The following is a 25,041-nucleotide window of genomic DNA, read 5'->3' as shown; positions in this document are numbered from 1 at the left end:
GGAGCCGGTCGATTTTTTTAATCAAAGAAGTGTGCTCTAACCTACACAAAGTCAAGGTCACCGAAAAAGAAGTTAAAGGTCACTTTCGCCAGCTCATCTGTTTCTTCCTGGTTTTTACCCTTTACCAAAAAGTCGAACTGATTACGCCATACTTTGCGGGCCACATCTTTAGTTGCTTCGTCGATAAGCGTGTTACCCATGTAGAGCAGGCCCACTGATAGTTGCTTGGTGGCGTATATACGCGCCTGTTTAACGAGATGGGCCAGATCAGCTTGCCGGTGAAACGCGGCATCCATTAGCACAAATACAGGCAGGCCCTTCTTCTTGATTTTCTTCAGAAATACGTATCCAACCAATTTGCCACTTTTTTTCACTGCCAGTGTCACATACGCGTAGTGCTCTGACTTAAATGTGAGGTAGCGCCAGTTCAGGAACTTCTCATCCTTTTTCATGGCGTTTTCGAACTGGAAAGTAGGCGTCTGAAAAAACGAACCATCCAACTTGTTCACCTCTTCATAATGGCTACCCGCTGCCAAATGCAATGGATTCGTAAAGAGCAACGTCAGGTCGGGGTATATACCGTGACTGTAGCTGTACTTGGCTAAATAAATTGGCTTAGCCACCGCATTAGGAAAAGCCAAAAAGCAGTCACCTCCCCGCTCCAAGAAATCAGTATCCGTTTTTACGTAAAGCTTTCCGAACAAGCCCTTACCACGGACCTCATTGCTGGTAAGCACCTTCTGAATGAAACCTGCTTTCCAAGGACGTCCGTTGATTTCGAACTGCGCATCGTTAGATGAACACATACCACAGGCCCGCCCGCCAATGCGTGAGAGGAAGAAACTGAAGGAATTAAACGGATTATTGAAGTACCACCAGTCGAGGTAGCCTGTTGTCATCCTGTCATCGTCGTTTTCGACGCGGTTTAGTTCTACCACATCTGCCAGATCAGTAGCGGTGGCTCGGTGCAAAGTGATTTCGTCAGAGTTTGCCATAAGTGGTCAGAGTTACGGTAGGATCAGCCTCGAAAAGGGGCTGCCCGATAAGGATGCGGTGTTCCGCGTAGCATTTCTCAAAAAAAGGCTGGCGTTGCGCCAGATCTTCTGGATATAACTCATCCAGTTCCGGTCCCGCGATATACGGATGCACCATCAGTTCGATTACCTCCGCTGAGGCCGGTGCATCGTGGACTAGCGCCCGTAATGTATCGGCCGTGTAGCTTGCCGGCGGTGTGCTCAAATCGTGCACCGATACGAGGAGGTCGTTGGCCCGGGTGAGTACTTGGCGGCGGAAGCTTTGGCTGGCGTTGTACAACACTCCCTGCTTCACAAATTTCGGCGGGCGAGTGAAAAGCAGTTTCAGGCTGGGGCGTACCGGAATAGCCAATCGGACGGGCAGCTTTTCCCGCTTCAGCAGGGGCAACATGGCACCGAACACCACTGGGTTCATATGGGTATGCTGATGCGAATCTGTATGCGTAGGCCGGATGCCCAACGCCACCAGACGACTATACTGGGCCTCAAATTCGGCAGCTACTTCAATCTGCTTCACGCGGCCCAGCAGCAGCTTTTTCATCAGGGCACCGCGTTCCAGAAAGTTGCCCTCCGCATCTACTAGGGAGGCCGCGTTCGTAAGTGGCCGGCCTTCTGTCAGGCAGAAATGAAGGCCGATAGCTAGGCCGGGGTTCTCCGCTGCCATTTGCGCACCTTCCACCGTGCCGGGCATGGCCACCATCATCGTGGTGCTAGTAAGATTGCCCGCCCGGAAGCTCTCCACGATGGCCCGGTTGACGGGCGCACACAGCCCAAAATCGTCGGCGTTGATGATAACTTTGCGCATAAAGCAGTGAGTGGCCGACTCCAGAAAGAAGTCATCCAGCGGGTAAAGCGGAAAAGATCAGGCGTATTTCATGGTGGCCTCGCCCGTCAGCACGAGCTTACCGTCCTGATTAACACAGGTGGTCTGTAGAGTGGCAATATGCTTTTCCTCGTTCAGCGTCAGCACCTCCACTTCGGCCGTGATGGTGTCATTTAGAAATACTGGCTTGAGGAATTTGAACGTCTGGCCCATATAGATGGCGCCGGGGCCGGGCAACTGAGTGCCTAATACGGCACTGATCAACGAACCATACAACATACCGTGGCTGATTCGTTGCCCGAATAGGCTAGCCTGAGCATACTCCTCATCCAAATGCACTGGATTCGTGTCGAGGGAGAGTTGGGCGAAGGCGCGCACGTCGGCGTCGGTGATGGTTTTGGAAAGCCGAGCTTTCTGGCCGATTTCTAGCATAGTAGCAGAAGTGAATGAGGCGACAAGGTACGGACTGCCGTCGAGGGAATCATCACCCGGCAATGGCCATCCCTACGCAGGTACTGGTGGGTAGTTGTCATATCAGCCACCAACCAAGTCGGCGGACGGGCAAACAGGCCATTAGTTTAGGAAAACAACCGGATGAAGTTTTCGGTATTAGAAACGACTGAATATCGTTCCCGCACAGTGCGCTGGGCATTTGCGCCCAATTGCCGCCGAAGCTCCGCGTCCTCAATCAGCCGGGCCAGAGCCTGGTACCAGTCTTCCTCCGTTTCACAGAGGAATCCGTCCACTTTGTTGGTCACGATTTTGGTATTCACTCCAACCGGCGAAGCCACCGCCGGAATACCCAGCGCCATGTACTGCAGGGCTTTGAACCCGCATTTGCCCAAAGAAAGTGGACTGATTTTCTCCTCCAGCGGCATCACTCCTGCATTGAACATTACCAGATCAGCAATTTCGGTAGCCTTGCTCCAGGGGACATAGTCAAAGCTCTTAAGATCGAGCTGTGGGTCTTGGTTTGAGATAACCCGGAACGTGAAGTCATATTTCTCCTCCAAGCGGCGCAATACCGGCATCAGCGAAGCCAAGTACACCATGTTGGAGTGGGTACCCGTCCAACCAAGCACTACCTTCTCGCTGGTTTGCGGATTGGTACGATTGTGCAAGTTGACGGTATCGATGGTGGTGGGATTAAGTACCACATCATCGTTATGCGGGCGGGCATAATCGCACAAAAATTCATTACCGCAACTCACCTTGTAGCTCCAACTACATATAGATGCCACTTTACTGTGCCATTTTACAATGGCTGCCATTTGGTTATGCTTTGAAGTCAACGCCATCCAGATGGCATCATCAAAATCATAAATCATTTTTTTACCCAGCACCCTAGCAATGAGCCACTCAAAAATGGGTGGGCCAATGGGCGTTACCTCACGGTGAATAAACACATAATCATGGCCCGGCACTTCCAGCAGGTGCTTCAGGCGGCGGCCGAAACCCTGCACTATACCCCAGATCTTAGCTACCTGATGGCCGGGCTTGTAGAGAATCCGCCAGGTATTGAGGTTGAGAAAAGAACGTTCCGTATACTCAATTCCCCTTTCTCGCAGGGCCGGAAAGTATTGCTCGAACCGAAAACGCTGCGACGGAGCTTCCCCGGCTGGATACGGGGTCAGAAAAAGAATCTTCATTGAAAGTTAATCGATACAACACCCCTTGTGCAAGCTTACGCCACGGGCCGGATTATGTGTTGAGAGCCTGTAAATTAGCAGGCTACGCTCCTAGTGTAATAGCGCGGCACAAAAGTACGAAACTATTCCGGCGGCTTTTGGCCAACTATCCTGCTTCCTGCCCCATGAAGTGGGTATATTTGGCCTCTCTGTTTTCAGAGCACTCCCGATATAGGGCTTCCGTTTTCTGTGAAGATTTCTCCGTAGTAAGCTGATAGTACTCTAACATCGCAACGTAGAAAGCAAGTTTCTGGTTTTTGATTCGGGTCTTTCAGTATTGAAGGCGCTAATGCTCTGTGGATGTATTTGCTACAGATTTGGCGCGGCCCTACATCAGCATTTGCAGAAGCTATTCAGAATATCCAAAGACCGCAATGATTCCTTCTGATTTGCCTCCCGATTTCATCCCATTTAACCGGCCGCATCTGGCCGGCCCGGAGCTGGAATATATCAGGCAGGCGGTAGCATCCGGCAAGCTCTCCGGAAACGGGATGTTCACTCAACGCTGTCAGCAGTTTTTTGAGCAGCAGTATGGCATACCCAAAGTATTGCTAACTACCAGTGGCACCGATGCACTGGAAATGGCCGCTCTGTTGCTCAATCTGCAACCTGGCGACGAAGTACTTGTCCCGAGCTACACTTTCACTTCCACCGCCAACGCCTTCGTGCTACGCGGGGCCCGCATTGTGTTTGCCGACAGCCTCCCAGATCATCCGAATCTGGATATCGGGCTCCTGGAGGCGCTTATCACTCCCCGCACCCGCGTTATCGTGCCTGTGCATTACGGCGGCCAGCCCTGCGACATGGTTGCTCTATTGGCTCTGGCCCGGCGATACAAGCTGTGGGTAGTCGAAGACGCTGCCCAGGCCATAGAGGCCCGCTTTCTGAATCGGCCTCTGGGCACCTTCGGCCATTTAGCAGCTTTTTCCTTTCACGAAACCAAAAATTTGAGTGCTGGTGAGGGCGGTATGCTGGCTATAAACGACCCAGAACTGGCTACCCGTGCCGAAATAATTTGGGAGAAAGGCACTAACCGCGCGGCATTCGCCCGGGGCGAAGCGGCCCGCTACGAGTGGGTGGATATAGGATCCTCCTTTTTACCCTCAGAGCTGAACGCAGCCTATTTGTGGGCGCAGATAGAAGCCCGGGCTATCATCCAGAAGCAACGGCAACAGCTTTGGGAAACGTATGCCAGGGAGTTCGCGCCGTTGGCCGCTGCCGGAGCTTTAAGGTTGCTGCCTATTCTCCCCAACAGCCAACCCAACTGGCACCTGTTTGCGCTGTTATGCAACTCAGAGGCAGAGCGGGACGCGCTACTGGCCTACTTGCGCCAAGAGCATATTCTGGCCGTATTCCATTATCTGCCCCTGCACCGCAGCCCCTACTATATGCCTCAACATGATGGCCGCCTACTCCCTCACGCTGACCGTTTCGGTCAGGTAATAGTACGGCTGCCGCTTTACCACGACCTTCAACCTAAACAGCAGCAACGAGTAATTGAGGCCACCCGAACGTTTTACAAAGCCTAGTACCGGAAGTAAGCGCGACGAGCTACGCCAGCAGTTCGTCGTAGAGTTGCCCCAGTCGCTCGTAACTGGCCGCCGCCCGAAACTTGTGGCGCACGAACTCCCGGCCCGCCGCCGCAAACTCCTGGCGCAGGTCTGCATCGGCCGCCAGCCGAAGCAAGGCCTGCGTCATGGCCGGCACGTCGCGGTTAGGTACCAACAAGCCCGAGCGGCCCGATTCGAACAGTTCCGCCGGGCCACCGCAGTCTGTGGCAATCAAAGGCGTACCGAAGTAAAGCGCATCGAGGCAGGTGAGAGAGAAGGATTCCGACTCGGAGAAATTCAGTACGATATCAGCTTGCTTTATAGCTGCCTCTACGTCCTGTACGAAGTCGCCGAAAGTTACGACCTCATGCAGCCCGGCTGTTTCCACGGCAGCTTCTAGCTGCCGGCGGTAGGCACGATTTTTCTCCAGCCCCATATCACCTCCGGCAAAATGCAGGCGTAGATTATGCTGCTTTAAGTAAGCAGTCTTAAATGCTTCCACAGCGAAATTCTGGCCTTTGCCTGCAATGTAATTTCCTAGGAACAGGACCCGTACAGTACCGTCGGCGCGGGGAGCTAAGTTGGTAGCCGGGTATTTTTCGCCTTCCGGAATCGGGTCAAAAATAACCTGAACATGAGGTAAAGGCTGAAAGTAAGAGTACACTGCCCGCGATACGCAGACTACCCGCTGGGCCAGATGCTCGGCCACCCAGCGCCAAGTGCGGGCCAAGGGCTGCATCTGGGTGTGAGGTAGAAACCGCACGTGCGTCACCAGGGGGCGGCCGGTGAGCAGCCGTGCTACTACGCCCGTAAGGTTATAAAAGTCGTTCATGTGCACCGCCGCGGCCCGCTCCTGCCGCACCAGTGCCGTCAGCCGCCAGCCGTTGATCAGCAGCATGGGTACGTACAGCAGCATGTTACGCACCCGCTTACTGATTTCCATGAAAGGCACCTCGTGCACCCGGTAACCGGCCGTCTCCAGCACCGCGCGCCCCTTGCTGCCGCTGGGTAGCACGTACACGAACTCGTACCGGTCACGCAACCGATCGGTGGCGTTGCGGATAGCCATGAGGGCCCCAGTTACGGCCGTCGAGTTGTCGGCAATCAGAATGACGGGCTTGGTTGACTGGGGCATTACTTTGCGAGTACATCTTCGAGCACGGCCACCCACTGGCGGAAAATCTTTTCCCGCGTGAAATCCTGCATGCGCTGGCTGGCCAGCTGGCCCAGCCGTTCCCGCTCGGCAGTGTCGCCGAGCAGTTGGTCAAGCGTTTCCGTCCAGACTTGCTGATCGGCCGCTAAGCTGGCGGGTTGGTTGAGCATGGGCATCAGCATCCCAAATTCGGCCCGTTCGGCCATGCGAATTGCAGTACCGGGCGTGGCAGTACTGGGGGCCAGGATTTCGCGGGGTCCCGTAGGACAGTCGGTGGTTACGGCCGGTACGCCGCAAATCATAGCCTCGCCCAAGGCCATCGGGAAACCTTCCCAGGCCGAGGGGAACACGAATAGTGAGGCCGGCCGGATATACTTGAATGGATTCTGCTGAAGACCCAAAAAATACACGTCGAACTCGGTGGTTAGCGCCTCCCCGTTCCAGGCCTCGTACACCCGCAAGCCCAGCCGGCGGGCGTAGCGGGTAAGGTCGTCGCGTAGCTCCCCATCGCCCACGAAAACCAGTTTAGCCAGCCGCCGATTGATAAGGGCAGCGAAGGAATCCAGCAATGGAGCCTGATTTTTCTGGATGGTGAGGCGCCCCGAAGTCACAAGCACTGGAGCCGAATCGTACAAGGCCTGCTCCTGCGGCGTCAGCGGCTCCCGCGACTTTTCCTCAATCTGGGCGACCTCGAAAAAGTTGTTGATGGTCACCAGCTTCTCCGGCTTCACCCCAAAACCTTCAATCAGTTCGGGGTTAATGTCTCGGCTTACCGTCACGATTTTATCGGCGCGGTTGTAGAGGCCCGGCATGAGCACTTTTTTGCGCAGCCAGCCCACTAAACCCGTAATATTGCCGTCGTGCAGTTTGGAGCCATGAATGCAAAGCACTACCTTCTCCGAGCCCTTGCTCAGCAGGTTCACGTAGTCAGCCCCTTCGAGATGGCTCACGCATACGTCGGTACTCAAGCGGCGCTTGAGGGCCCGCAGCCGCCCGATGCGGCGGCCGAAGTTGCGGATTTTCTCCACCGGACTGCCCCCCCCCGCCACTTCCAGGCTCCGGACTTCATTACCGCTGGGATACATGTCACCGCCATCCAGGTTGAATACGGCTTCCGTGACGGTGTAATGCTTGGCCAGCTCCACACTATGGTCGTGGAAGACGCGCTGCGCGCCGCCCAGGCCCAGATTGGAAATCAGAAGTAATAAATTCCGCGTTTGAGAAGGCATGTATACTAGAAGAGAAAATGGATTCTTCTAACGCTGTAGAAGACTTTCGATGCGCTGGCGTAACTCTACCGGATTCGCATAAAAGCCCCCAGAATATTTGCTGGTACCCACCTCACCAATCAACCCATCATATTGATAGCCCAATTGGTCAGCCATCAGAATGTAATGAAAAGGGAAATAAATGGACGGAGGGTAAACTTCTAACAAACCCATGGGATGCCCACTACGAAATAGCATGTTGGTCAGGCCGGCACCATGAATGCCTACTACGTATCTGGCCTGACCCATAACCCGGATTTGCTCCGGTAGACTCAGTAGATCGAAGTCGACTGTTTCAAAGCCAAACTCCCTGCATACTGCTTCAACCTCCGCGTTATTTTCTATATAACGAAGCCGTTTAGGACTACGGGTTATGAAAATACGACGTTCTCCACCTGCTCCTACCCGGTCCTCGGGTTTTACCATTTCCAGGATACGTTGGTAATAATGCGGAGTATGTGTGAGTGGTTTGCAGAAATAGGTTTTCTTGCTACGGATGTACTGTTGGTCTTGCACTATCCATTGCCTGTCGCGCAGATAAGGATGTTGCAGGAAATACTGAAAGAACGCCCGGTTATAGAGCTTCGCCGAAATCAGGATTGGGGTGGCCGGGTTTAAATCGAGTTTTTCTCCAAGAAATAACAGCTTGACCAGCACGTCATTATAAAAGTGATAATAGTTCTCCTCACCAGTATCTCGAAGGGATATCAATTCATCATATTCTTCCAAGTCAGATTTCCACATTTCTTTGATGCGGGTATCAGGTTTGGGCAAATAAGGGACTCGGCTAAAGCCCAGCGAGGGATAAATTAGCTTGTTCTGCTGGGATAAAGCCCATCCGAACTGGGGATCAATAATACAGGGGGCTTCGTAAACCAACAAGTATTCATCCTGTGTCCAGTTGTAGTTTTTAGCAATCTGCTGCTGCAACCGCCCATCAAGGTGGGCGTTGGGCACCGGATGCAGCCTGAAAGGATAGGCATCGTGACGAATGAGAAAGTCTTGCTGCTGAAACGACTGCTCCGGAAATAACCACTTATCTATGGTTCTGATTCGTAACTTATTTACCTCCAACTGCACATTGCGTAGCAACACCAGTGGAAATATTTTTTTCAATAGCTCTTTGACATGTAGGGGCATTGTTGATCAGTTAGAAGCCTCTCAAGGCCTGAAAAAGAAATTTAGCCTGTTGTCGGGCTCCCAATGAGTAACCGGCAGACAATGGACTCCGGTAGAAATGCCGGAACCCATCTAAATGTGGTTGCCGATAAGTATAGCAGACCTCGAACCACCGTTGTGCCAACACTCGCTGCAATGCCTGTGGCTGAAACCAGGCTTCTTGCGTGTTATGAGCCAATAATTTGAGGAGCCAGCGTTCCACCTTTTGCAGACTTACACCGGCTCCATGATTGAGCATGGCAATAGTATTATGAGTCTTAAGCTCTTCACTGGTAAAAGAAACTTTCCAGCGGGTCAGCAACTGCTCACGCACCATATCGGCTACTGTTGCCCGTTCGCTCAGGATTTCTTTCTTACGTATATCTGGTGGCACCCGGTACTGAATCAGAGCCTCCTGAATAGTATGAATACGCAACTCCCTTATGTAACGGGCGAAAAAATCATAGTCCTCCGTCTGGCGTAGGGTTGCGTCATACTGTAGCCCCTGCTCGCGCAGCAACTCAGTACGTAGCATCACGGAAGGGTTACCAGTAGGCAGGGTAAAAAGGGTCATAACCTGCGCTTCAGCCGAACTTTCCGGATACTGGTTGAGGTAGGAACTGGCGCCGAAGTTCTGCATCCAGCTACCTACTACGTTAACGTCCGGCTGCTGTCTGAGCACCGCCACCTGTTTGGCCAACCGTTCAGGGTGGCATATATCATCGCCATCCATTTTGGCAATGTATTGCCCGGTTACGTGTTGTAAAGCCGCGTTGTCTGTTCCGGCCCGGCCCAGGTTCTGATCGTTCTGAATAAGGCGTATCCGAGGATCATGTACGGCTTTTATTCGGTCAACCGTGTTGTCGGTTGAACAATCATCCAAGATCAACAGCTCAAAATCCGGCAGCGTCTGCTTCAACAGGCTGCTCATTGTATCCTGGATATGAGCTGCAACATTGTAGACGGGTAGTACAATGGATACAAGTGGTGTTGTTATCATTCTCTAATACAAGAAATTTATATTAAGTTATTAAAAATATTTTTAAGTTTCATAAAAGGACAAATTAAAGTAATTTTTACAGAATTAGCTAATTCTTTTTTTCCAGGCAAAATTTTAATACTAAGCCTCCTTTCAATCGATTTTAAAAGATAAAATAAAGCTTTTATACATTTATAATTATTTATCATTAAATCAGAAAGACTCATATAATTATTAGATATTTTAATTGTCAAATTAACATTTTCGTTATAATCTAAATATTCATTCAAGTATGAATGCATTCGTACTAAGTTTAGCAGGAAGGATTCTTGTTTGTCGGTACGGGTAACTCCACCTGTATTCACTCTGTATACGCTCATTTCTTCATCAATATAGCCAGCCTTACCCTTAGTGGTTAACATTGCTAATAAAGGAAGATCAACTACAACTGACTCATGAACCCATGAGGGAAAATTCTCTATTAAGTGTCTACGATAAACTATAGAAGCAGTAGCCACAAACCAATCCCGGGTGATATCGGTCAATGTGTACTCAAACTTTTTATTGATCACCATAGGATGACTGGAACGGGTTCCTCCAATACCTTCATATACTACCTTAGCATTGTGAAAACACATGCTAAGGGTGGAATCTCTTTCTAATAAATCTACCTGCTTTTGCAGCTTATTGTTATCTATCCAGTAATCGTCACCCTCTAAAATTGCCACATATTTACCTCGACATTGCTGCATAGTGCATTCAAAATTTTTAGATACTCCGACGTTATTTTTCTGAAATATTATTTTTATTTTTTCACCGTATTTCTCGTTATATACAGATAAAATTTTCCTGGTATTATCCCGAGAAAAATCATCTCCAATAACTATTTCAAAATCAAAATTTGTTACTTGAGATAAGATACTATCAATAGCTTTTTCAATAAATTTATCATGGTTATAACAAATCATCATCACACTTACGAAAGGATTCATAGTGAAAATTTTAGAAAAATGAAGAATTTTATAATTTTACCAAATGCCATGGAAATATTCACTCATTTATCATTAGATCTATTACGTTTGATAATTCGCTTACATTTACCAAAAGGTCTGCATCCTGCACAGACAAATTAGCGTCAATAGTTTCACAAAATTGGTAGTAATATTTTATATTTAATGAATCCGCCATCGTGTAGTAGAAACAGTTACTACCATCGTCTCTCATCTGCAGTTCTAACACACATCCATTGGGTGGCATGAATAACATATTAGTAAGTCCTGCTCCGTGAATGGAAACCAGGTATTGGGCTTGGGCAGCAATACTTACCTGCTCTTGGAAGGTATAGTCCTCAAAACAGACAATTGCGAACCCCTTTGCTGCCAGCATTTTTATTACCTGCTGCTCATTGATGACCTTGCGACGAGTGGCACGTGACCGACTGATGTAGATCCTTTTGCCCAGCCCTGTATGGGGCAAAGGCTGAAATTGCTTTAGCAGAAAGGCCGATAACTCCCGCATGACTTCGGGTCGGTAATTTGTCAGCGGAGCAACGCGCAGTGGAACTAACAGATCATCTACGGCGTAGCGTACATTGCTCTTAAGCCGCTGGATATGTTTAACGCCGAAGACCCGCAGAGTTTCTTCTATAAAAGGGGCGGTGTAGTTATCAGGCAGTAATAGCGTGAGTTCGGGTAGTTGCTCCCGCACGGTAAACAGACGCGGCAGACTGTCTGCTATCCAGTGATAATAGTTATTGGCCCAGTCATCGTGTACCAATAGATAACGCACTCCGGGTGGCAAGGCCACTTTGGGTAGCGTCAGGTAGATGTACACCAGGCCCCGCCAGTTGTGCACCCGGAATGCCGGCCCTACAAACGTTTCATCATAGATATGCCCCGCCCGGAAAACAACTCCATCAGCGAGTAGGCTTGCTTTTTCTAAGCGCAAAACGTAGCTAACGGGTAGTTCAAATGTCTTGTTGATTGAGAAAAACGCAGTATCCTGCGGCTGGATATTTTCCGGCCACTGACGTTGCAACCGGCAGGCTTCGTAAAGTACCTTCCTGACTGTCTTACCACCTGTTTCTGCCACAATAGTATTCAACTACTTGTTCAACTACTTATACTGCAAATGATGATATAAACGCTGCTAACAGCCAAATTTACAGTTACCAGCAATGAGCCAGACAGCCAAGTCAAAAACGGCTAACGACCGGCAGAATAGCAGCATACTATTACTTGTATAATCTGGAACAACTACCCCGGAACGTACTCCTGCCATAGGGGCTGCCAATGGCTGGTCCAAATAGTACTGAGGGTTTGTAGAAATTGCACGTAGCATGGTGCCATCACCATAAGGCCCACAAACGGCGTATTGTAGGGCAGATTGAAATATTTATAAACTTCTGCTCCCCAGCAATCATTGGAGAACAAGGTGAAATTACGATTAATTAGTCGGCGCTGTTGGATACTACGGCCTATCTTTGCAAGTAGTTTGCTCATATGCTTCAGAAGTTTTGTCGGTTGATGTGCTCTTTCCGAACAAAGAGACTCTCGCATCGATAAGGCCAACGATGCCCTCAGACGTTCTCTCGCACTTGGCTCAAGCGCGCAATTTACGTACAAATACCCTTAATATTTGTTGCGGATCGTTGCGTAGCGCTTGCCACCAACTGCGTACAGCCTCACGATAAGCCCCATATTTAATATCATTATCTGCTTTCTCCATATATAGGTTGCTAATATTCCGGGTAAACTGAGCAGCGTACTACTGATCAAAATGTTGGCGATACGAGCCATTTTCAGAAATTTTGCGCGTAACCAACGCTGGATTATATTTCTGCTGACTGATTCCGCCGGCGTGTTGCCGATACCCTGACATGATGGTTGGCAGGTATTTCACTTTGCCAGCGGCAGAAATCAGGAGATGTAAACTATAATCTCCACTAAAAATATTCAATAGCCAATTGGGTAGGAAGGGTAACGAACTACGTCTGAATACGATGGAAGCAGTTGAAATAAACCAACCATCCCGCACGATATCGGCATGAGTGAACTCTGCCTCCCCATTTTGCAACTGCGTTTTAACCTGACTATGCGGGTAAGCCGGCTCATGCTGATCATCCCAAAAGAGTTCCGCATCATGAATGCATAGACTAATCTCCGGATTAGCGTCTAAAAAGTCTACCTGACGCTGCAACTTTTGCGGATAAGTCCAGCAATCATCTTCCTCAAGTAGTGCCACATAAGGACCTTGGCAAGCGTTGATCACTGCCATTAGATTAGCCATAACACCAATATTATCTGCAGGCAGCAGTAATCGTATCTTTTCAGAGTACCGCTGTTGGTACTCTTCTAAAATAGATCATGTAGTATCTGTTGAGCAATCTTCTCCAATTACAAGGCGTATGGGAAAAGTTGTTTTTTGGGCTAGTACGCCATCGATAGCCTGCCGGATAAACGACTCATGGTTGTAGGTGATGATGGCAACATCAACAGCAAGAGAAATAGGTAAAGGAGATGATGACATATATGGGAGGACAGATTGAAATCAAACGGGTAATTGAAGACGCTGTACTCGGGCCGGCACTCCTGCTGCTACCGCGTAGTCAGGTACGTCGCGCGTGACTACCGCCCCGGCCCCTATAGTCACATGCTTGCCAATACATACGCGTGGCAGTACGATTGCACCGGCACCAACCTGAGAATAATCACCCACTTTTACATGGCCCAGCAGTTGGGCAGCAGGCGAAATTTCACAGTAGTTGCCCACTTGGCAATTATGATGCAGCGTTGCTCGTGCATTCAGCATTGTTCCCTCGCCTACTGATACTTCATTGTTGATGAGTACCCCGTTCATAATATTCAGTCCTGAGCCCAGAGATACGCCATACGTTCCGACGGATGCCGAAGGAGATACCGCTGAGAATAGTTCTCCCCCCCAGGATTGCATCTGTCTGCTCACTTGTTCCCGCAATTGAGTACCACCGATGCCAATTATGAATCGCGGATCTTGTCGCAGACAATCTTGGGCTTGTGCGGCGGTTCGCAACACCGGATACAGGTCAAATAGCGTAGTTGGTGCATCGGAATTTACGTTATCGAAAAAGTATACGTCTTGGGTGAAACCAGCTTCGTGTATCACCTGCAATATTTCAAGCGCGTGTCCCCGGGCACCAATTACCAGCATATCTTTTTAGAGAGAAGCATTCATAATCTCCGTTATCTGGTGTACTTGGTCGTCACTCAAATCATAGTAGAGTGGCAGGCAAAGTACTCGCGAAGAAATATCTTCCGACACCGGCATAGGCTGGGGCGAGGTTACATAGTTCAGCGTATTGAGCGAAGGATAAAAGTAGCGGCGCGGAAATATGTCGGCCGCGTTTAAATTGTTCTGAACTGTCAACAGCACCTTTTCCGATGGTAACACTACCGGATAGTAGGCACAGTTATACTTACTGGTTTCCGGCTGTAGCAGAGGCCGCCGGCAGATATGGCCATCCAGTTGTTCATCGTACAGCTGGCTTAGCTCCTGTCGGCGGGAAATCAACTGCTCAACATAGGGGAATACGGAGAGCCCCATAGCGGCATGTAGCTCCGAGCTCTTGCCATTAACCCCCACTCCCCAGAATGCTTCTGGCCCATTATGACCAAAATTGCGCATATAACTAATACGGTGCGCCAACTCATCATCGTTGGTCGCAATTCCGCCGCCTTCGCCCGTATGGAATAGCTTAGTAGCGTGAAAGCTAAGCGTTGATATATCCCCGTAATTTAATACAGACGTACCGTTGAGTTGAGTACCGAAAGCATGCGCGGCATCGTAAATTACCCGCAGTCCGTGTCGGTTGGCAATTTCCTCAATGGCTTCTACATTACAGGGGTTACCATACACGTGGGTAGCCATAATAGCCTGAGTACGCGGGGTAATAGCCGCCTCTAGCAAGGTTGGATCAATGCACAGGGTTTCCGGATCGATATCCACGAATACCGGAACGCATCCTTCCCATACAATGCTGGAAGTGGTTGCTACGTACGAGAAGGGCGTCGTCAGCACTTCTCCCCGGATATCAAGCGCTTTCAGCGCAATTTGCAGTGCAATGGTTCCGTTGTTGACGTAGAAAAAGTGTCTTACGCCGAGGTATTCTTTCAGCAGGTTTTCCAGTTCTACCACCAGCGGCCCGGCATTGGTCAGATATACCCTGTCCCAGATTCCCTGCAAATAGCGTGTGTACTCCTCCAATGGAGGCAAAAAAGTCCGGGTTACATTAATCATGGCAGAAGAACTATACTCCATGGCACGCAAACTGCCTCTATTAGCTAGTTGGTATGCCGTGGAGTAGCAAACTGAAATACTTGGCAGTGCGCTTACGCAATTGCGCCAGCAAAGGTACGGCTATACCGGCGAAGCCTGGTATTACACATCACAATCTGCCAACTGCTGCCGATAAAGCTGATGGTAGCTGGCCGCCATCGTTTCTACGGCAAACCATGTTGCTGCCCGCTGCTGATTGTTAACCCCCATGGTCCGTAAACGAACTCGGTCGTTCAGCAGCCCAATGATCCGGTCAGCCAATCCGCCGACGTCGCCTGCGGGAGCTAATATGCTTTCATCCTGCAATATTTCTCCCAGTGCTCCCACGTCATAGCCTACTACAGGAATACGCATATTCATGGCGAAAGGCGTCACTTGGCCAAAGCTCTCTTTGTGCACCGGCGCTACAAATAGTGATAAACGCCGGTATTGGGCTGGTAGATCCGTGTAGGAAATCATGCCAGTGAATTCTACCCGATCAGCTAACCCCACTTCCATTACCCGCTGCTTATAGTAGGTATAATAATGACCACTGCCCACAATGAGAGCACGCGTCTGTGGCCGCCGAAGCAGCACTAAAATAAATGGCTCAATGGAAGCCTCATTCAGTTTATCCTGGTCCAGGCGGTAGACCATGCCAATGCACTCTTCTGGCAACTCTTCCTCTGCGGGTCTGGTGAAGAGTTGAAAGTTAGAACCAGGATATATAACCTGATTGTGCTCAGATGGAAAGCCAAAGTGCGTCTGCGCATATTGGCTCACATAAACGTAACGGTCAATTCGGGCATCCAAATAAGGTACCAGCGGATTGTTGCAGTTCTGGATAACCTTGCAGCCCGCCTCAAAAGCAGCTTCGAACATGTAGTGATACCACTTCCAGTGCGGATAGCCTGCCTGCCAGTTTCCCCAGTAATGCACGTGCACGATGTCGGGGCGGAAACGGGAGTACATCTCCTTCAGTGGTTTGGTATTGTTCAGATGCGGAAATTCAGTAACAGGTACGCCGGTATAGCTACGCCACCCCCAGTCGTTGTGTGTTACAATCTCATGCTCAAAGTCGTGCCCGGTTCCTTCTATTATGTCCACAACGAGCTGCTGCGAGCCGCCGGTAGTAAACGAAGGAATGACGTGAAGCACCCGCGGCCGCTTGGCCTGAGCAGGTGGCTGCACAGTAATGAGGTAAGGCTTGAAATGAGGGTCTTTCCGCAACATAGCGGTGCGCCGATGCGCCGCCATATCCTTAAGGTATTGGTGGTATAGTTGTCGGGCAATGCGCGCTACGCTCGCGCTACCATAGCTTAGCAGATTCCTGAATGATTTGCGGGCACCTAAGTGCGTTTCTAATTCGTTCTGCAGCTGTTGTATCTTCCAACGCGCAGCGGTTAACTCTTCCTGCAGAAACTTGTTTTCCTCCTGATTCGAGTTCATAATCGCCCTATGTTGTGGATTTTATTCTGGCTCCGGTTACCACAGGGTGCTTGCTGCAGTAGCACAGAAAGGATGAAGTGCAACTGTTTTCCGCACTTCATGCAGCCACGTTTTATCGGCACCGGTTCCTATGAATTACCTGCCAGCGCCCGGGCAGTAGCTTCCAGGTACTGGTGGCCCCAGCGTTGGCAGGGTTCCAGGTGGTTGCCCTCGGCCCACTCATTCCAGGCATTGATGAAAATGAAGTTCTCTTCCGCCGAATAGGGTACAAAACGCTGTACCACCTCCGACAGCCACCCTTCGTACTTGGCCGGCGTAGAATCAGTGATAACAGTAGCTAACGCTTTGCGCCGAGCACAATTATCCCAGGCTGGTGTTACGCCGGGGTACATTTTGTACGATGGCGCCGGCTTTACCAGCATGTTACGTACCATTTGACCGTAATCATACACCCAATCGGTCACGTAAGGAGACTCCCGAATGCGCAGCTTGCGCAAAGCCCGCCGCGAGAAGCTCCCGAACTGCCGTAACGGCAGATTCCCCCAATCGGGCTGAAACTCCACCGCCGCATCGAAACCCAGTTCGTGCGGATTCACGCCCCGTTGAAAGCTCTCCATCCGCAGCAGGTAGAGTTCACCAATGCCGAGCCGCTGCGCCTCTGCCCGCCACGTGTCCGTGGTCTGCTTGATGTCGGGAAAGTGCTCCGAGCGGTAGACAATAAAGACGGGTTTGCCATCGACGCGAATGTAGCGCGGATCGGCAAAGGCCGGAGCCAGGGCCCGCAGGTGGTCCAGATCGTCCTGCTCGCTGTACTCCTGCTTGAGCAGCACTTCCTGCTCCATGCCGTCCCAGCGCCGCGTCCAGTTCTCGTTGGCCCAGCACAGGCAGAAAGGAAAATCCGGCTGGCCCGAGCGCAACACCTCTTCGAACGGGCGCTCGAGAATGCGCCGGCCGTTGAACCAGTAATGGTAATAACAAAAGCCCGAAATGCCGTACTGCCGCGCCAGCTCCGCCTGCTGAGCCCGGGTTTCGGCCAACCGCAGGTCGTAGAAGCCCAGGTCGGCCGGCAACTGGGGCTGGTAGTGGCCCGGAAAACGCGGCCGGGCCTTGGCTACGTTCGTCCACTCCGTGAAGCCCTTGCCCCACCACGCATCGTTCTCCGCCACCGGATGAAACTGCGGCAGATAAATCGCCAACGCTCGCAACGCCGGATGAATCTGTAGTGCGTTTTCCGCCATTCCGTGTCTTACTTAGGTAAACCAGTACGGCCTGCCAGGGCGCGGGCGGTAGCTTCCAGGTATTGGTGCCCCCAGCGTTGGCAGGGTTCTAGGTGGTTACCCTCGGCCCACTCGTTCCAGGCATTGATGAAAATGAAGTTCTCCTCCGCCGAATAGGGCACAAAACGCTCGACGATGCCCGATAGCCACTCCTCATACTTGGCTGGCGTGGCATTGTAAAAGATAACTGCCTCTTGCTTGCGCCGGGCGCTGTTATCCCAGGCCGGCGTAAGGCCCGGATAACGCTTATACTCCGGGGAAGGGCGGGTACGCATCTTGTCCGCCAGACTGTTGTAGTCCAGTACGAAGTCGTGGATATAGGGCGATTTGCGCACTTTCAACCGGTGCAGCAATCGGTGTTGCAATTCTCCGTAGTGCGGGGCTGCATTGCCAAACCAGTCAGGGTGGAATTCAACCGACGCATCGAAGCCCAACTCGTGAGGATTTGGATGCGGAGCCCAGCTCTCCATCCGCAGCAGGTAGAGTTCACCAATGCCGAGCCGCTGCGCCTCTGCCCGCCACGTGTCCGTGGTCTGCTTGATGTCGGGCATCAGGTGGGTGCGGTAGATAATAAAGACGGGTTTGCCATCGACGCGAATGTAGCGCGGATCGGCAAAGGCCGGAGCCAGGGCCCGCAGGTGGTCCAGATCGTCCTGCTCGCTGTACTCCTGCTTGAGCAGCACTTCCTGCTCCATGCCGTCCCAGCGCCGCGTCCAGTTCTCGTTGGCCCAGCACAGGCAGAAAGGAAAATCCGGCTGGCCCGAGCGCAACACCTCTTCGAACGGGCGCTCGAGAATGCGCCGGCCGTTGAACCAGTAATGGTAATAACAAAAGCCCGAAATGCCGTACTGCCGCGCCAGCTCCGCCTGCTGAGCCCGGGTTTCGGCCAACCGCAGGTCGTAGAAGCCCAGGTCGGCCGGCAACTGGGGCTGGTAGTGGCCCGGAAAACGCGGCCGGGCCTTGGCTACGTTCGTCCACTCCGTGAAGCCCTTGCCCCACCACGCATCGTTCTCCGCCACCGGATGAAACTGCGGCAGATAAATCGCCAACGCTCGCAACGCCGGATGAAGCGTCGTTGAGCTATTCTTATCTACGGAAGAAATAGGTGTCTGCACGAAACGAGTTATTACTTACCGGAAGAATCTTTTTTCAGAAATCGTAGCGGAGCTGTGACTAAACGCCCAATACGATAGGTATGAGAGTCATAAATTGACTGAATCTGCTCCTGCAACTTCAGCTCCCTTTTCTGTTCGTTTTGCCAGGCAATTGCCCAAGGCGATGCAGGAGCATCTTTGCGCCGGAAAACGGATGGGGCCACTGGTTGCAACTCTGCGTCACTGGCAATACAAATATTGTAGTACCACTTTTTCAGCCCTACATTCGATTCAACGCTATCAAAATCACCGGTATACTCTACTAATGCGCCCACCTCGTCCTCTACCGTTAGCACAGAGGCCTCCAGGTAACGCTGATACAGCATTTTATAGTGGCCAAAATATTTCTCAATTAGAGTCCGGAATTCTACCAGATTCAATTCCTTCACATGGAAAGGATTATCCGGATCTAATTCTTGATAAGTAGACTTTTCAGGTGAAGACATAATTAATAGGCCTTTCGGCCGCAACACGCGTTTAATTTCCAGAAACATTTCATCGTGCAAGTGATGATGCTCTAGGGTTTCAAAGCTAACTATTACGTCAATTGAAGCATCCGGCAGCGGCATTGCAGAAGCAGAACCCTGGCGAAAAGTTAAATTGCTGCGTTTGTATTTACTATTTGAAAAATCGACTGCTTCCTGGGCGATATCAACACCCACTACTGAGCGCGCAACCTGAGCCAGTAAGTTAGAGCCATAGCCTTCTCCCGAGGCAATATCCAGAACATCTAATCCAACTGCCAATTCGCGGGCTCTGGCATAGCGATGCAGATGATCCAGCGAAGCTTCATGATTGATTAGTTCCGTGACTAGGCGCTCACCGGTCCAAGACAATTTATTTTCTGAATTATTCATCTCAGAAGAAAGAAGTGTTCGATTATTCTTCTACTACTGCGTCCCACTGAAGAAGCGGCCGGACTACTCCTGGAAAAGATCCTGTATAATAGCCGCGCGCTGAATCGCCTGTTATCGGGTCAATCACGGTGAATGACACTGCATTTTCCTCATGCAGCCATACCTCAAATGGCTCGTATTTCATAATGGCCACTCCAACCGTCAGCAAGCCTTCTGCCAATAAATCTCCTGGAATCCAGACCGTAGTTGTGTAAACTCCTGTGGCAACCGCAATTTGTTTATTGGCTTGTTCAACATCATGAGAGCTAATCAGATGTACCCCATGGTGGTTATAGATATTGACACCATGCGTAAAACGTTGCCCGGGCTTTAGCACTTTATATGTAAATGAAATACCTATTTTCCGCTTAATATCTATTCTTTCTACTATGTCATGTCCTTCATTAATTATTGAAACAGATAATAATCGAATAATGTCATTTCCAGGGGAGTCATTATCATCAGACCAGGACATCGTACCGCGCGAGCCGAAGTTTTTTTGAACGTAGCTCCCAATAATAGTGTCGGTATCTGCTATTTTTTCTACCCGGCCCTGAGCTAACAGCACGCTTCTATCACATAGCCTGTTCAGGGCCTCCATATTATGGCTCACGAACAGTACTGTGCGGCCGTCATTCACGCTCACATGCTTCATCCGGCCCAGGCATTTCTTCTGGAACTCAGCATCTCCTACCGCCAGCACTTCATCCACTATCAGGATTTCCGGCTCTAGGAAGGCGGCCACGGCGAAGGCCAAGCGAACGTACATGCCACTGCTATATCGTTTTACAGGGGTATCGATGTAGCGCTCCACCCCCGAGAAATCGACTATCTCATCGAATTTACTTCGAATTTCGGCCTTCGTCATGCCCAGAATAGCGCCGTTCAGGAAGATATTCTCCCTCCCCGTCAGTTCCGGGTGAAAACCGGTACCCACTTCCAGTAAGGAAGCAATACGCCCTTTCACCTTTATTCGGCCGGTAGTAGGGGCCGTTACCTTCGACAGGATTTTGAGCAGGGTTGACTTACCGGCGCCGTTCCGACCAATAATACCCAGCACTTCGCCCTGTTTCACATCGAAGCTAACATCCTTTAGTGACCAGACGTAGTCGCTGCTACCTTTTGTGGCGCGGTCATTGGTTTCTCCAATTTTGGCAAATGGGTCTTCTTTCCCACGTAGTCGGGCCCAGGCCCGGTTCAAATCGTGGCTCAGCGTGCCCGTACCAATCTCCCCCAGGCGGTACAATTTCCCCAGGTTCTCTACTCGAATTGCAATGTTGCTCATGCGCGCTGAAATGTCACGGATTTTGTTGCCTGGCTTATACCGTATCCGTAAAGCTTTTCTGCACCTTATTGAAAACAACTGTTCCAATGAGTAGCAACACCAGGGTGACCCCGGCACTGTACCCCAAATAGGCCCAACTAAACTGCCCAGTCCCTAGGAAGCCCAACCGAAAAGTTTCCACAATTGCGTTCAGCGGATTTGCCAGGATAACCCACCTAAACGAGGACGGCAGCGAATCAAGCTTAGCCAATTCATACACGACGGGTGTTGCATACATTAGCAATTGCACGCCAAAAGTCAGCAACATAGCCAAATCCCGATATTTGGTGGTCAGGGCACTGAATATCATTCCCAGCCCCAAGGCCAGCAACCCCATTAGCACAACCAGTACCGGCACCAGTAACAAGTAGCCGTTGGGATGTATCGTATCGGTAGTGAGCAGAAAGTATAGCCACACCACTAAAAAGAGGCTCAATTGTATAGCAAACCGAACGAGGTTTGACAAAACAATAGATAACGGCATGGTGAGACGCGGGAAATACACTTTCCCAAATATTGCGGCATTGGTGGTAAACACCGTAGCAGTAGCCGTGAGGGATTGGGCAAAGTAGTTCCAAATGGTTACGCCGGCAAGGTAAAACGCCAGCGAGGGAACTCCTCCAGTGCCTAGGTTAGCAATTCCGTCGAACACTATCATGAAGGTGATAGCAGTAAGCAGGGGCTGAATGAAGAACCAGATGGGCCCTAGAATAGTCTGCTTATAGGTGGACACAAAGTCCCGACGCACGAAGAGCAGCACAAGGTCGCGGTAGCGCCATACTTCCCGTAGTCCCAGATCGAGCAGGTTAGACCTGGATTGAATAACTTCCGTCCATTGCTCTTCAGCAAGGGGAAGATGTGACAGGTGCTCACCTGTTATGGGTTGGGGTTGCGTCGTTTGCACACAAGTTTGTTTAGAGTCAATCAATACCCATAGGTATTGTCTCTTATTACTGGCAGCAGAGTAAGAAATGCCTTGCAAAGATAGACAAACACAGCAGGAGTCTATCCAGCGCTTTTTCAGAGCAAAATAGTCTTATACACCAATCTTACACCTGAGTACAGTTTAGTGCATATCAGCATCTGTTTCCTTCTTCGCACAACTCTGTTACAGTGGTCCAAGCGTTTTTGGCCAGCTCCAGCAGAAAACACCTAGTAGAGCAATTTAGCTATCCGACAACTCCCCTTTCATCAAGTCGGCCAACTTAAAAGTAGCAGCAGCCGAGTTACGAGTAGGCTGATAATTAGCTAACATGTATTTCTGGTATTTTCTAGCGATGTAAAAATCACTCTCGTATTTCTGCGCATTCTTCCTCCATTGTTCAGAACGCAAAAGAGCGATTAGCTTATTTGTGTAAATATTGGCAACAGATATAATATTGTAGGCGAATAAGCCCTGCCTATGATATCGTTTATAAATCAGCAGCATTTTAGACAGGGCATGTTGATTAGCTGTTTTATTTTGATTGATTGGCGCACCATTAGATCCACCCTCCAAATGCACAATACTTACCTGCGGCAAATACATAATGTCATAGCCCGCATTGGAAATTCTATAGCACCAGTCAAGTTCTTCGTAGTACATGAAGAAGTCATTATCGAATGAGCCAACTTCCTCTATTACACTTCTCCGACAGAACATGAAAGCACCTAAAACAGCTTCCGTTTTATGTTCTTTTTCGTGTTGCTCCAAAATATGTGGCAAGTTCTTGAAAGGAGTCATACCCATCTTATGGAGCAGCTTTCCCACAAAAACATTATCCAGCAACGAGGAAAATATTCCTACCCTATAGTTAAACGATGAGAGTTGCAGGCTTTGGTCAATATACAGCAGCCTGCAACCAACCAAAGCAACACGCTTATGAGACACATCATCCAAGTAAGCTACGCAGTGCCGTAATGCTTCTGCATTTACAAGTGTGTCAGAGTTCAGGAACAAGATATACTCACCATCAGAAACATCATAGCCGAGATTATTCCCCCTGGCAAATCCTACGTTCCCACCAGCTTCTACCAGCCTAATTGAACTGAATTTCTCAACAAAAAGTGAGGCAGGGCATTCTGTTGAAGCATTGTCAACAAGGATTATTTCGTAGGAGAATGGAAGCTCACAGGCAATAATTGAGCTTATACAGCCACACGTAACCTGGAAGGTATTGTAGTTGACTATGATGATGGAAAGCTTCATTTTTTGGTTGCTCGAGGTATTAATTATCTGCCATCAGTTGCTCGTAAGAGCATTCTCTTACTATCACACCTTTATCAAGCTCCAGTATTCGGTCGCAATTTTGCAAAGCACTGAAGCGGTGAGCAATGATAAACATAGTAATATTCGAGTTTGAAATTTTCTTTATGGCCTCACTAATTTCTTGTTCTGTCTTGGAATCCAGAGCACTGGTAGCCTCATCCATCACCAGAATCTGCATGTCTTTATAAAGCGCCCGAGCAATTCCAATCCTTTGACGCTGCCCGCCAGAGAGGAAAGCACCACTTTCACCAATATGAGTATCTGCGCCTATTGGCAAGGATTCTACAAATTCCTGTATCGACGCTTGATCCATAGCGTAATCAACTTGCTTGAGGTCAGGGTTACTATCTCTAAGCGTAATATTATTGAGTATTGTATCTGCCATTAAAAACGTATTCTGTTTGACATATCCAATAGTTTTATACCAAGCCGCTATATTATTACTATTGAGAGACACACCATCTACTAATATAGAACCTGACTGCTCTTCAAATATTCTAAGCAAAATATTCATAAGCGTAGTTTTACCGGAGCCTGAGCTACCAATAATCCCGATCTTTTCTCCCTTTTTTACTTTAAAGCTCAGATTGTTGATGACAGGGGAATCCATACCTTGGAAGGAGAAACTTATATTTTTAAACTCTATGCCATCATTAAAGTTAATAGAATCATTATTCTCCTCAATTCGTATTAAATTAATACCTCTATATTTTTCAAGATTATATATTACCGTGATATGTTGTTTCATTGCCACGCTAGATGTTATCAATCTATTTATTGAAGGCATTACACGATAAGCAACTGCAGCAAATATTCCTATATTTAATATAAAACTATTATCGTTCTTTTCAACCACAACTGAATATATGAAAATAATTACAATTGCAAGAATTGCAATTATTTCAATTATTCTACCAGGAAGAAGAGAAAACATATAGGATTTTGCTTCCAAGCTTTGTATTTCACTCTCTCCGTCAATCAGTATTTTCTTAAACCGCTTCTGCTTCCCTGCTATCTTAATTTCTACCATTCCTGCAAATAAATTTGCAAGTGAAGTATAAGAAATTGGTCTAAGCACATCTATGCGCGCACCTATTTTCTGAGCCATACTACGCACAGGCAAATACGAAAGTGCTATGGCAGGAAAAATCACAATCATTGTAATAAGAAACAAGCCTGGATTATACAGTATCATTCCCAGTATCACAATAACGATTATAAATACCTCGGAGAAAAACAAAAATAATTGCCGTATTACACCGTTAACAAATGCCACGGGCACTGCTAAGATATTATTTACCAATGAAGATGTCTCTAATCGGCTAAACATATCATAAGGCAGATATTGATATTTATCGTACTGAGAGTCAACGATTTTTACGGCTAATTTTTCAGTAAATTTTACTTGAACTAAATTTACCATCAAAACAAACGCATTTTTAATAATAAAAAAAATAACCAATGTCGCACATATAAATAAAACAAATTTTTGATGAGATTCGAATCCGATATAATCATATATACTGCCAAAAAACCAACTCTCTTTCACCTTATTTGGATCTGACGCAGTTAGTATAACTGGCACGAGAGATGCAATACCAAAAATCTCAACTAGAGACGATGATATTAACAAAATAAAAATAAATGATGCTTTCTTTTTTTCTTTTGAAGAAAGATAAAAAAATACACTTTTCAGAGAAACGCCAATAATTCCTTTTTGCAGAAAATCTTTCATTTACTTCTTTTAA

Annotated in this window: 22 protein-coding genes and 1 pseudogene; 1 reads left to right on the top strand and 22 read right to left on the bottom strand. The window is 49.0% G+C overall.

Going from position 1 to position 25,041, the window contains the following annotated elements:
• Window positions 1-41: 41 nt before the first annotated feature.
• The 4 genes from HW556_RS13680 to HW556_RS13665 form a co-directional block, all read right to left on the bottom strand.
• A complete protein-coding gene (locus HW556_RS13680; protein WP_176900653.1) occupies window positions 42-995 on the bottom strand; it encodes a GNAT family N-acetyltransferase in 954 nt (317 codons plus the stop codon).
• Window positions 982-1,839: a carbohydrate deacetylase gene (locus HW556_RS13675; protein ID WP_176900652.1), complete on the bottom strand. Its 858-nt coding sequence runs from the start codon at window positions 1,837-1,839 to the stop codon at window positions 982-984. Before HW556_RS13675 ends, HW556_RS13680 begins: the two co-directional genes overlap by 14 nt.
• A 57-nt stretch (window positions 1,840-1,896) precedes the next feature.
• Window positions 1,897-2,289 (bottom strand): MaoC family dehydratase, encoded by a 393-nt coding sequence (locus HW556_RS13670; RefSeq protein WP_116941243.1) that lies wholly within the window; start codon window positions 2,287-2,289, stop codon window positions 1,897-1,899.
• 146 nt (window positions 2,290-2,435) lie between these two features.
• Entirely contained in the window at window positions 2,436-3,506 is a 1,071-nt protein-coding gene (locus HW556_RS13665) for a glycosyltransferase family 4 protein (protein WP_176900651.1), read from the bottom strand.
• A 413-nt stretch (window positions 3,507-3,919) separates the two neighbouring features.
• On the opposite strand from HW556_RS13665, the gene rffA reads away from it, so the two are divergent.
• Complete coding sequence (gene rffA, locus HW556_RS13660) at window positions 3,920-5,074, top strand: dTDP-4-amino-4,6-dideoxygalactose transaminase (protein ID WP_176900650.1); 1,155 nt, start codon at window positions 3,920-3,922, stop codon at window positions 5,072-5,074.
• A gap of 22 nt (window positions 5,075-5,096) precedes the next feature.
• Here the strand turns inward: rffA and HW556_RS13655 are convergent, their stop codons facing one another.
• The 18 genes and pseudogenes from HW556_RS13655 to HW556_RS13565 all read right to left on the bottom strand — a co-directional run bounded on the left by HW556_RS13655 (window position 5,097) and on the right by HW556_RS13565 (window position 25,028).
• Entirely contained in the window at window positions 5,097-6,230 is a 1,134-nt protein-coding gene (locus HW556_RS13655) for a glycosyltransferase family 4 protein (RefSeq protein ID WP_176900649.1), read from the bottom strand.
• Entirely contained in the window at window positions 6,230-7,477 is a 1,248-nt protein-coding gene (locus HW556_RS13650; RefSeq protein WP_176900648.1) for a glycosyltransferase, read from the bottom strand. The genes HW556_RS13655 and HW556_RS13650 overlap by 1 nt, the downstream gene beginning before the upstream one ends.
• Before the next feature lie 27 nt (window positions 7,478-7,504).
• Window positions 7,505-8,656, bottom strand: coding sequence for a glycosyltransferase family 61 protein (locus HW556_RS13645; protein WP_176900647.1), 1,152 nt, complete (start codon window positions 8,654-8,656; stop codon window positions 7,505-7,507).
• Window positions 8,657-8,666: 10 nt separating this feature from the next.
• On the bottom strand, window positions 8,667-9,674 hold the full coding sequence (locus HW556_RS13640) for a glycosyltransferase family 2 protein (RefSeq protein ID WP_176900646.1): 1,008 nt from the start codon (window positions 9,672-9,674) through the stop codon (window positions 8,667-8,669).
• 17 nt (window positions 9,675-9,691) lie between these two features.
• Window positions 9,692-10,645 (bottom strand): glycosyltransferase family 2 protein, encoded by a 954-nt coding sequence (locus HW556_RS13635; RefSeq protein ID WP_176900645.1) that lies wholly within the window; start codon window positions 10,643-10,645, stop codon window positions 9,692-9,694.
• A gap of 58 nt (window positions 10,646-10,703) precedes the next feature.
• Window positions 10,704-11,756, bottom strand: a complete 1,053-nt coding sequence (locus tag HW556_RS13630; protein ID WP_176900644.1) for a glycosyltransferase family 61 protein — start codon at window positions 11,754-11,756, stop codon at window positions 10,704-10,706.
• Window positions 11,757-11,908: 152 nt separating this feature from the next.
• Window positions 11,909-12,154, bottom strand: a complete 246-nt coding sequence (locus HW556_RS19015; RefSeq protein WP_176900643.1) for a DUF1919 domain-containing protein — start codon at window positions 12,152-12,154, stop codon at window positions 11,909-11,911.
• Window positions 12,155-12,419: 265 nt separating this feature from the next.
• Window positions 12,420-13,181 (bottom strand): annotated as a pseudogene (locus HW556_RS13620) (glycosyltransferase).
• A gap of 21 nt (window positions 13,182-13,202) precedes the next feature.
• On the bottom strand, window positions 13,203-13,841 hold the full coding sequence (locus tag HW556_RS13610; protein WP_176900641.1) for a NeuD/PglB/VioB family sugar acetyltransferase: 639 nt from the start codon (window positions 13,839-13,841) through the stop codon (window positions 13,203-13,205).
• A gap of 6 nt (window positions 13,842-13,847) precedes the next feature.
• Window positions 13,848-14,927: a DegT/DnrJ/EryC1/StrS family aminotransferase gene (locus HW556_RS13605; RefSeq protein ID WP_176900640.1), complete on the bottom strand. Its 1,080-nt coding sequence runs from the start codon at window positions 14,925-14,927 to the stop codon at window positions 13,848-13,850.
• A 141-nt stretch (window positions 14,928-15,068) separates the two neighbouring features.
• Entirely contained in the window at window positions 15,069-16,394 is a 1,326-nt protein-coding gene (locus tag HW556_RS13600; protein WP_176900639.1) for a glycosyltransferase family 4 protein, read from the bottom strand.
• A 128-nt stretch (window positions 16,395-16,522) separates the two neighbouring features.
• On the bottom strand, window positions 16,523-17,632 hold the full coding sequence (locus tag HW556_RS13595; protein WP_176900638.1) for a glycosyltransferase WbsX family protein: 1,110 nt from the start codon (window positions 17,630-17,632) through the stop codon (window positions 16,523-16,525).
• Between the two features lie 8 nt (window positions 17,633-17,640).
• Window positions 17,641-18,720 carry a glycoside hydrolase family 99-like domain-containing protein gene (locus tag HW556_RS13590; RefSeq protein ID WP_218136927.1) on the bottom strand — a complete coding sequence of 360 codons (1,080 nt, stop codon included), beginning with the start codon at window positions 18,718-18,720 and terminating at the stop codon, window positions 17,641-17,643.
• A 77-nt stretch (window positions 18,721-18,797) separates the two neighbouring features.
• Complete coding sequence (locus HW556_RS13585; RefSeq protein WP_176900637.1) at window positions 18,798-19,682, bottom strand: class I SAM-dependent methyltransferase; 885 nt, start codon at window positions 19,680-19,682, stop codon at window positions 18,798-18,800.
• A 22-nt stretch (window positions 19,683-19,704) separates the two neighbouring features.
• Window positions 19,705-21,006, bottom strand: coding sequence for an ABC transporter ATP-binding protein (locus HW556_RS13580; protein WP_176900636.1), 1,302 nt, complete (start codon window positions 21,004-21,006; stop codon window positions 19,705-19,707).
• 34 nt (window positions 21,007-21,040) lie between these two features.
• On the bottom strand, window positions 21,041-21,973 hold the full coding sequence (locus HW556_RS13575) for an ABC transporter permease (RefSeq protein ID WP_246289649.1): 933 nt from the start codon (window positions 21,971-21,973) through the stop codon (window positions 21,041-21,043).
• Window positions 21,974-22,210: 237 nt separating this feature from the next.
• Window positions 22,211-23,233, bottom strand: a complete 1,023-nt coding sequence (locus HW556_RS13570) for a glycosyltransferase family 2 protein (protein ID WP_176900635.1) — start codon at window positions 23,231-23,233, stop codon at window positions 22,211-22,213.
• Window positions 23,234-23,252: 19 nt separating this feature from the next.
• Window positions 23,253-25,028 carry an ATP-binding cassette domain-containing protein gene (locus HW556_RS13565; RefSeq protein ID WP_176900634.1) on the bottom strand — a complete coding sequence of 592 codons (1,776 nt, stop codon included), beginning with the start codon at window positions 25,026-25,028 and terminating at the stop codon, window positions 23,253-23,255.
• Window positions 25,029-25,041: the final 13 nt, after the last annotated feature.

The sequence above is a fragment of the Hymenobacter terrestris genome (genome assembly GCF_013377905.1).
Classification (GTDB): Bacteria; Bacteroidota; Bacteroidia; order Cytophagales; family Hymenobacteraceae; genus Hymenobacter; species Hymenobacter terrestris.
The sequence above is the reverse complement of the archived record's forward strand: the minus strand, read 5'-3'. Positions and strand labels throughout refer to the sequence as shown.

What these genes read in the sequence shown, in the direction of transcription:
- HW556_RS13605 (WP_176900640.1), bottom strand. Translation starts at nt 14,927, where the DNA reads ATGATTAATGTAACCCGGACTTTTTTGCCTCCATTGGAGGAGTACACA.
- HW556_RS13640 (WP_176900646.1), bottom strand. Translation starts at nt 9,674, where the DNA reads ATGATAACAACACCACTTGTATCCATTGTACTACCCGTCTACAATGTT.
- HW556_RS13610 (WP_176900641.1), bottom strand. Translation starts at nt 13,841, where the DNA reads ATGCTGGTAATTGGTGCCCGGGGACACGCGCTTGAAATATTGCAGGTG.
- HW556_RS13585 (WP_176900637.1), bottom strand. Translation starts at nt 19,682, where the DNA reads ATGAATAATTCAGAAAATAAATTGTCTTGGACCGGTGAGCGCCTAGTC.
- HW556_RS13565 (WP_176900634.1), bottom strand. Translation starts at nt 25,028, where the DNA reads ATGAAAGATTTTCTGCAAAAAGGAATTATTGGCGTTTCTCTGAAAAGT.
- rffA (WP_176900650.1), top strand. Translation starts at nt 3,920, where the DNA reads ATGATTCCTTCTGATTTGCCTCCCGATTTCATCCCATTTAACCGGCCG.
- HW556_RS13595 (WP_176900638.1), bottom strand. Translation starts at nt 17,632, where the DNA reads ATGGCGGAAAACGCACTACAGATTCATCCGGCGTTGCGAGCGTTGGCG.
- HW556_RS13650 (WP_176900648.1), bottom strand. Translation starts at nt 7,477, where the DNA reads ATGCCTTCTCAAACGCGGAATTTATTACTTCTGATTTCCAATCTGGGC.
- HW556_RS13580 (WP_176900636.1), bottom strand. Translation starts at nt 21,006, where the DNA reads ATGAGCAACATTGCAATTCGAGTAGAGAACCTGGGGAAATTGTACCGC.
- HW556_RS13645 (WP_176900647.1), bottom strand. Translation starts at nt 8,656, where the DNA reads ATGCCCCTACATGTCAAAGAGCTATTGAAAAAAATATTTCCACTGGTG.
- HW556_RS13670 (WP_116941243.1), bottom strand. Translation starts at nt 2,289, where the DNA reads ATGCTAGAAATCGGCCAGAAAGCTCGGCTTTCCAAAACCATCACCGAC.
- HW556_RS13675 (WP_176900652.1), bottom strand. Translation starts at nt 1,839, where the DNA reads ATGCGCAAAGTTATCATCAACGCCGACGATTTTGGGCTGTGTGCGCCC.
- HW556_RS13655 (WP_176900649.1), bottom strand. Translation starts at nt 6,230, where the DNA reads ATGCCCCAGTCAACCAAGCCCGTCATTCTGATTGCCGACAACTCGACG.
- HW556_RS13635 (WP_176900645.1), bottom strand. Translation starts at nt 10,645, where the DNA reads ATGAATCCTTTCGTAAGTGTGATGATGATTTGTTATAACCATGATAAA.
- HW556_RS13665 (WP_176900651.1), bottom strand. Translation starts at nt 3,506, where the DNA reads ATGAAGATTCTTTTTCTGACCCCGTATCCAGCCGGGGAAGCTCCGTCG.
- HW556_RS13600 (WP_176900639.1), bottom strand. Translation starts at nt 16,394, where the DNA reads ATGAACTCGAATCAGGAGGAAAACAAGTTTCTGCAGGAAGAGTTAACC.
- HW556_RS19015 (WP_176900643.1), bottom strand. Translation starts at nt 12,154, where the DNA reads ATGAGCAAACTACTTGCAAAGATAGGCCGTAGTATCCAACAGCGCCGA.
- HW556_RS13680 (WP_176900653.1), bottom strand. Translation starts at nt 995, where the DNA reads ATGGCAAACTCTGACGAAATCACTTTGCACCGAGCCACCGCTACTGAT.
- HW556_RS13570 (WP_176900635.1), bottom strand. Translation starts at nt 23,233, where the DNA reads ATGAAGCTTTCCATCATCATAGTCAACTACAATACCTTCCAGGTTACG.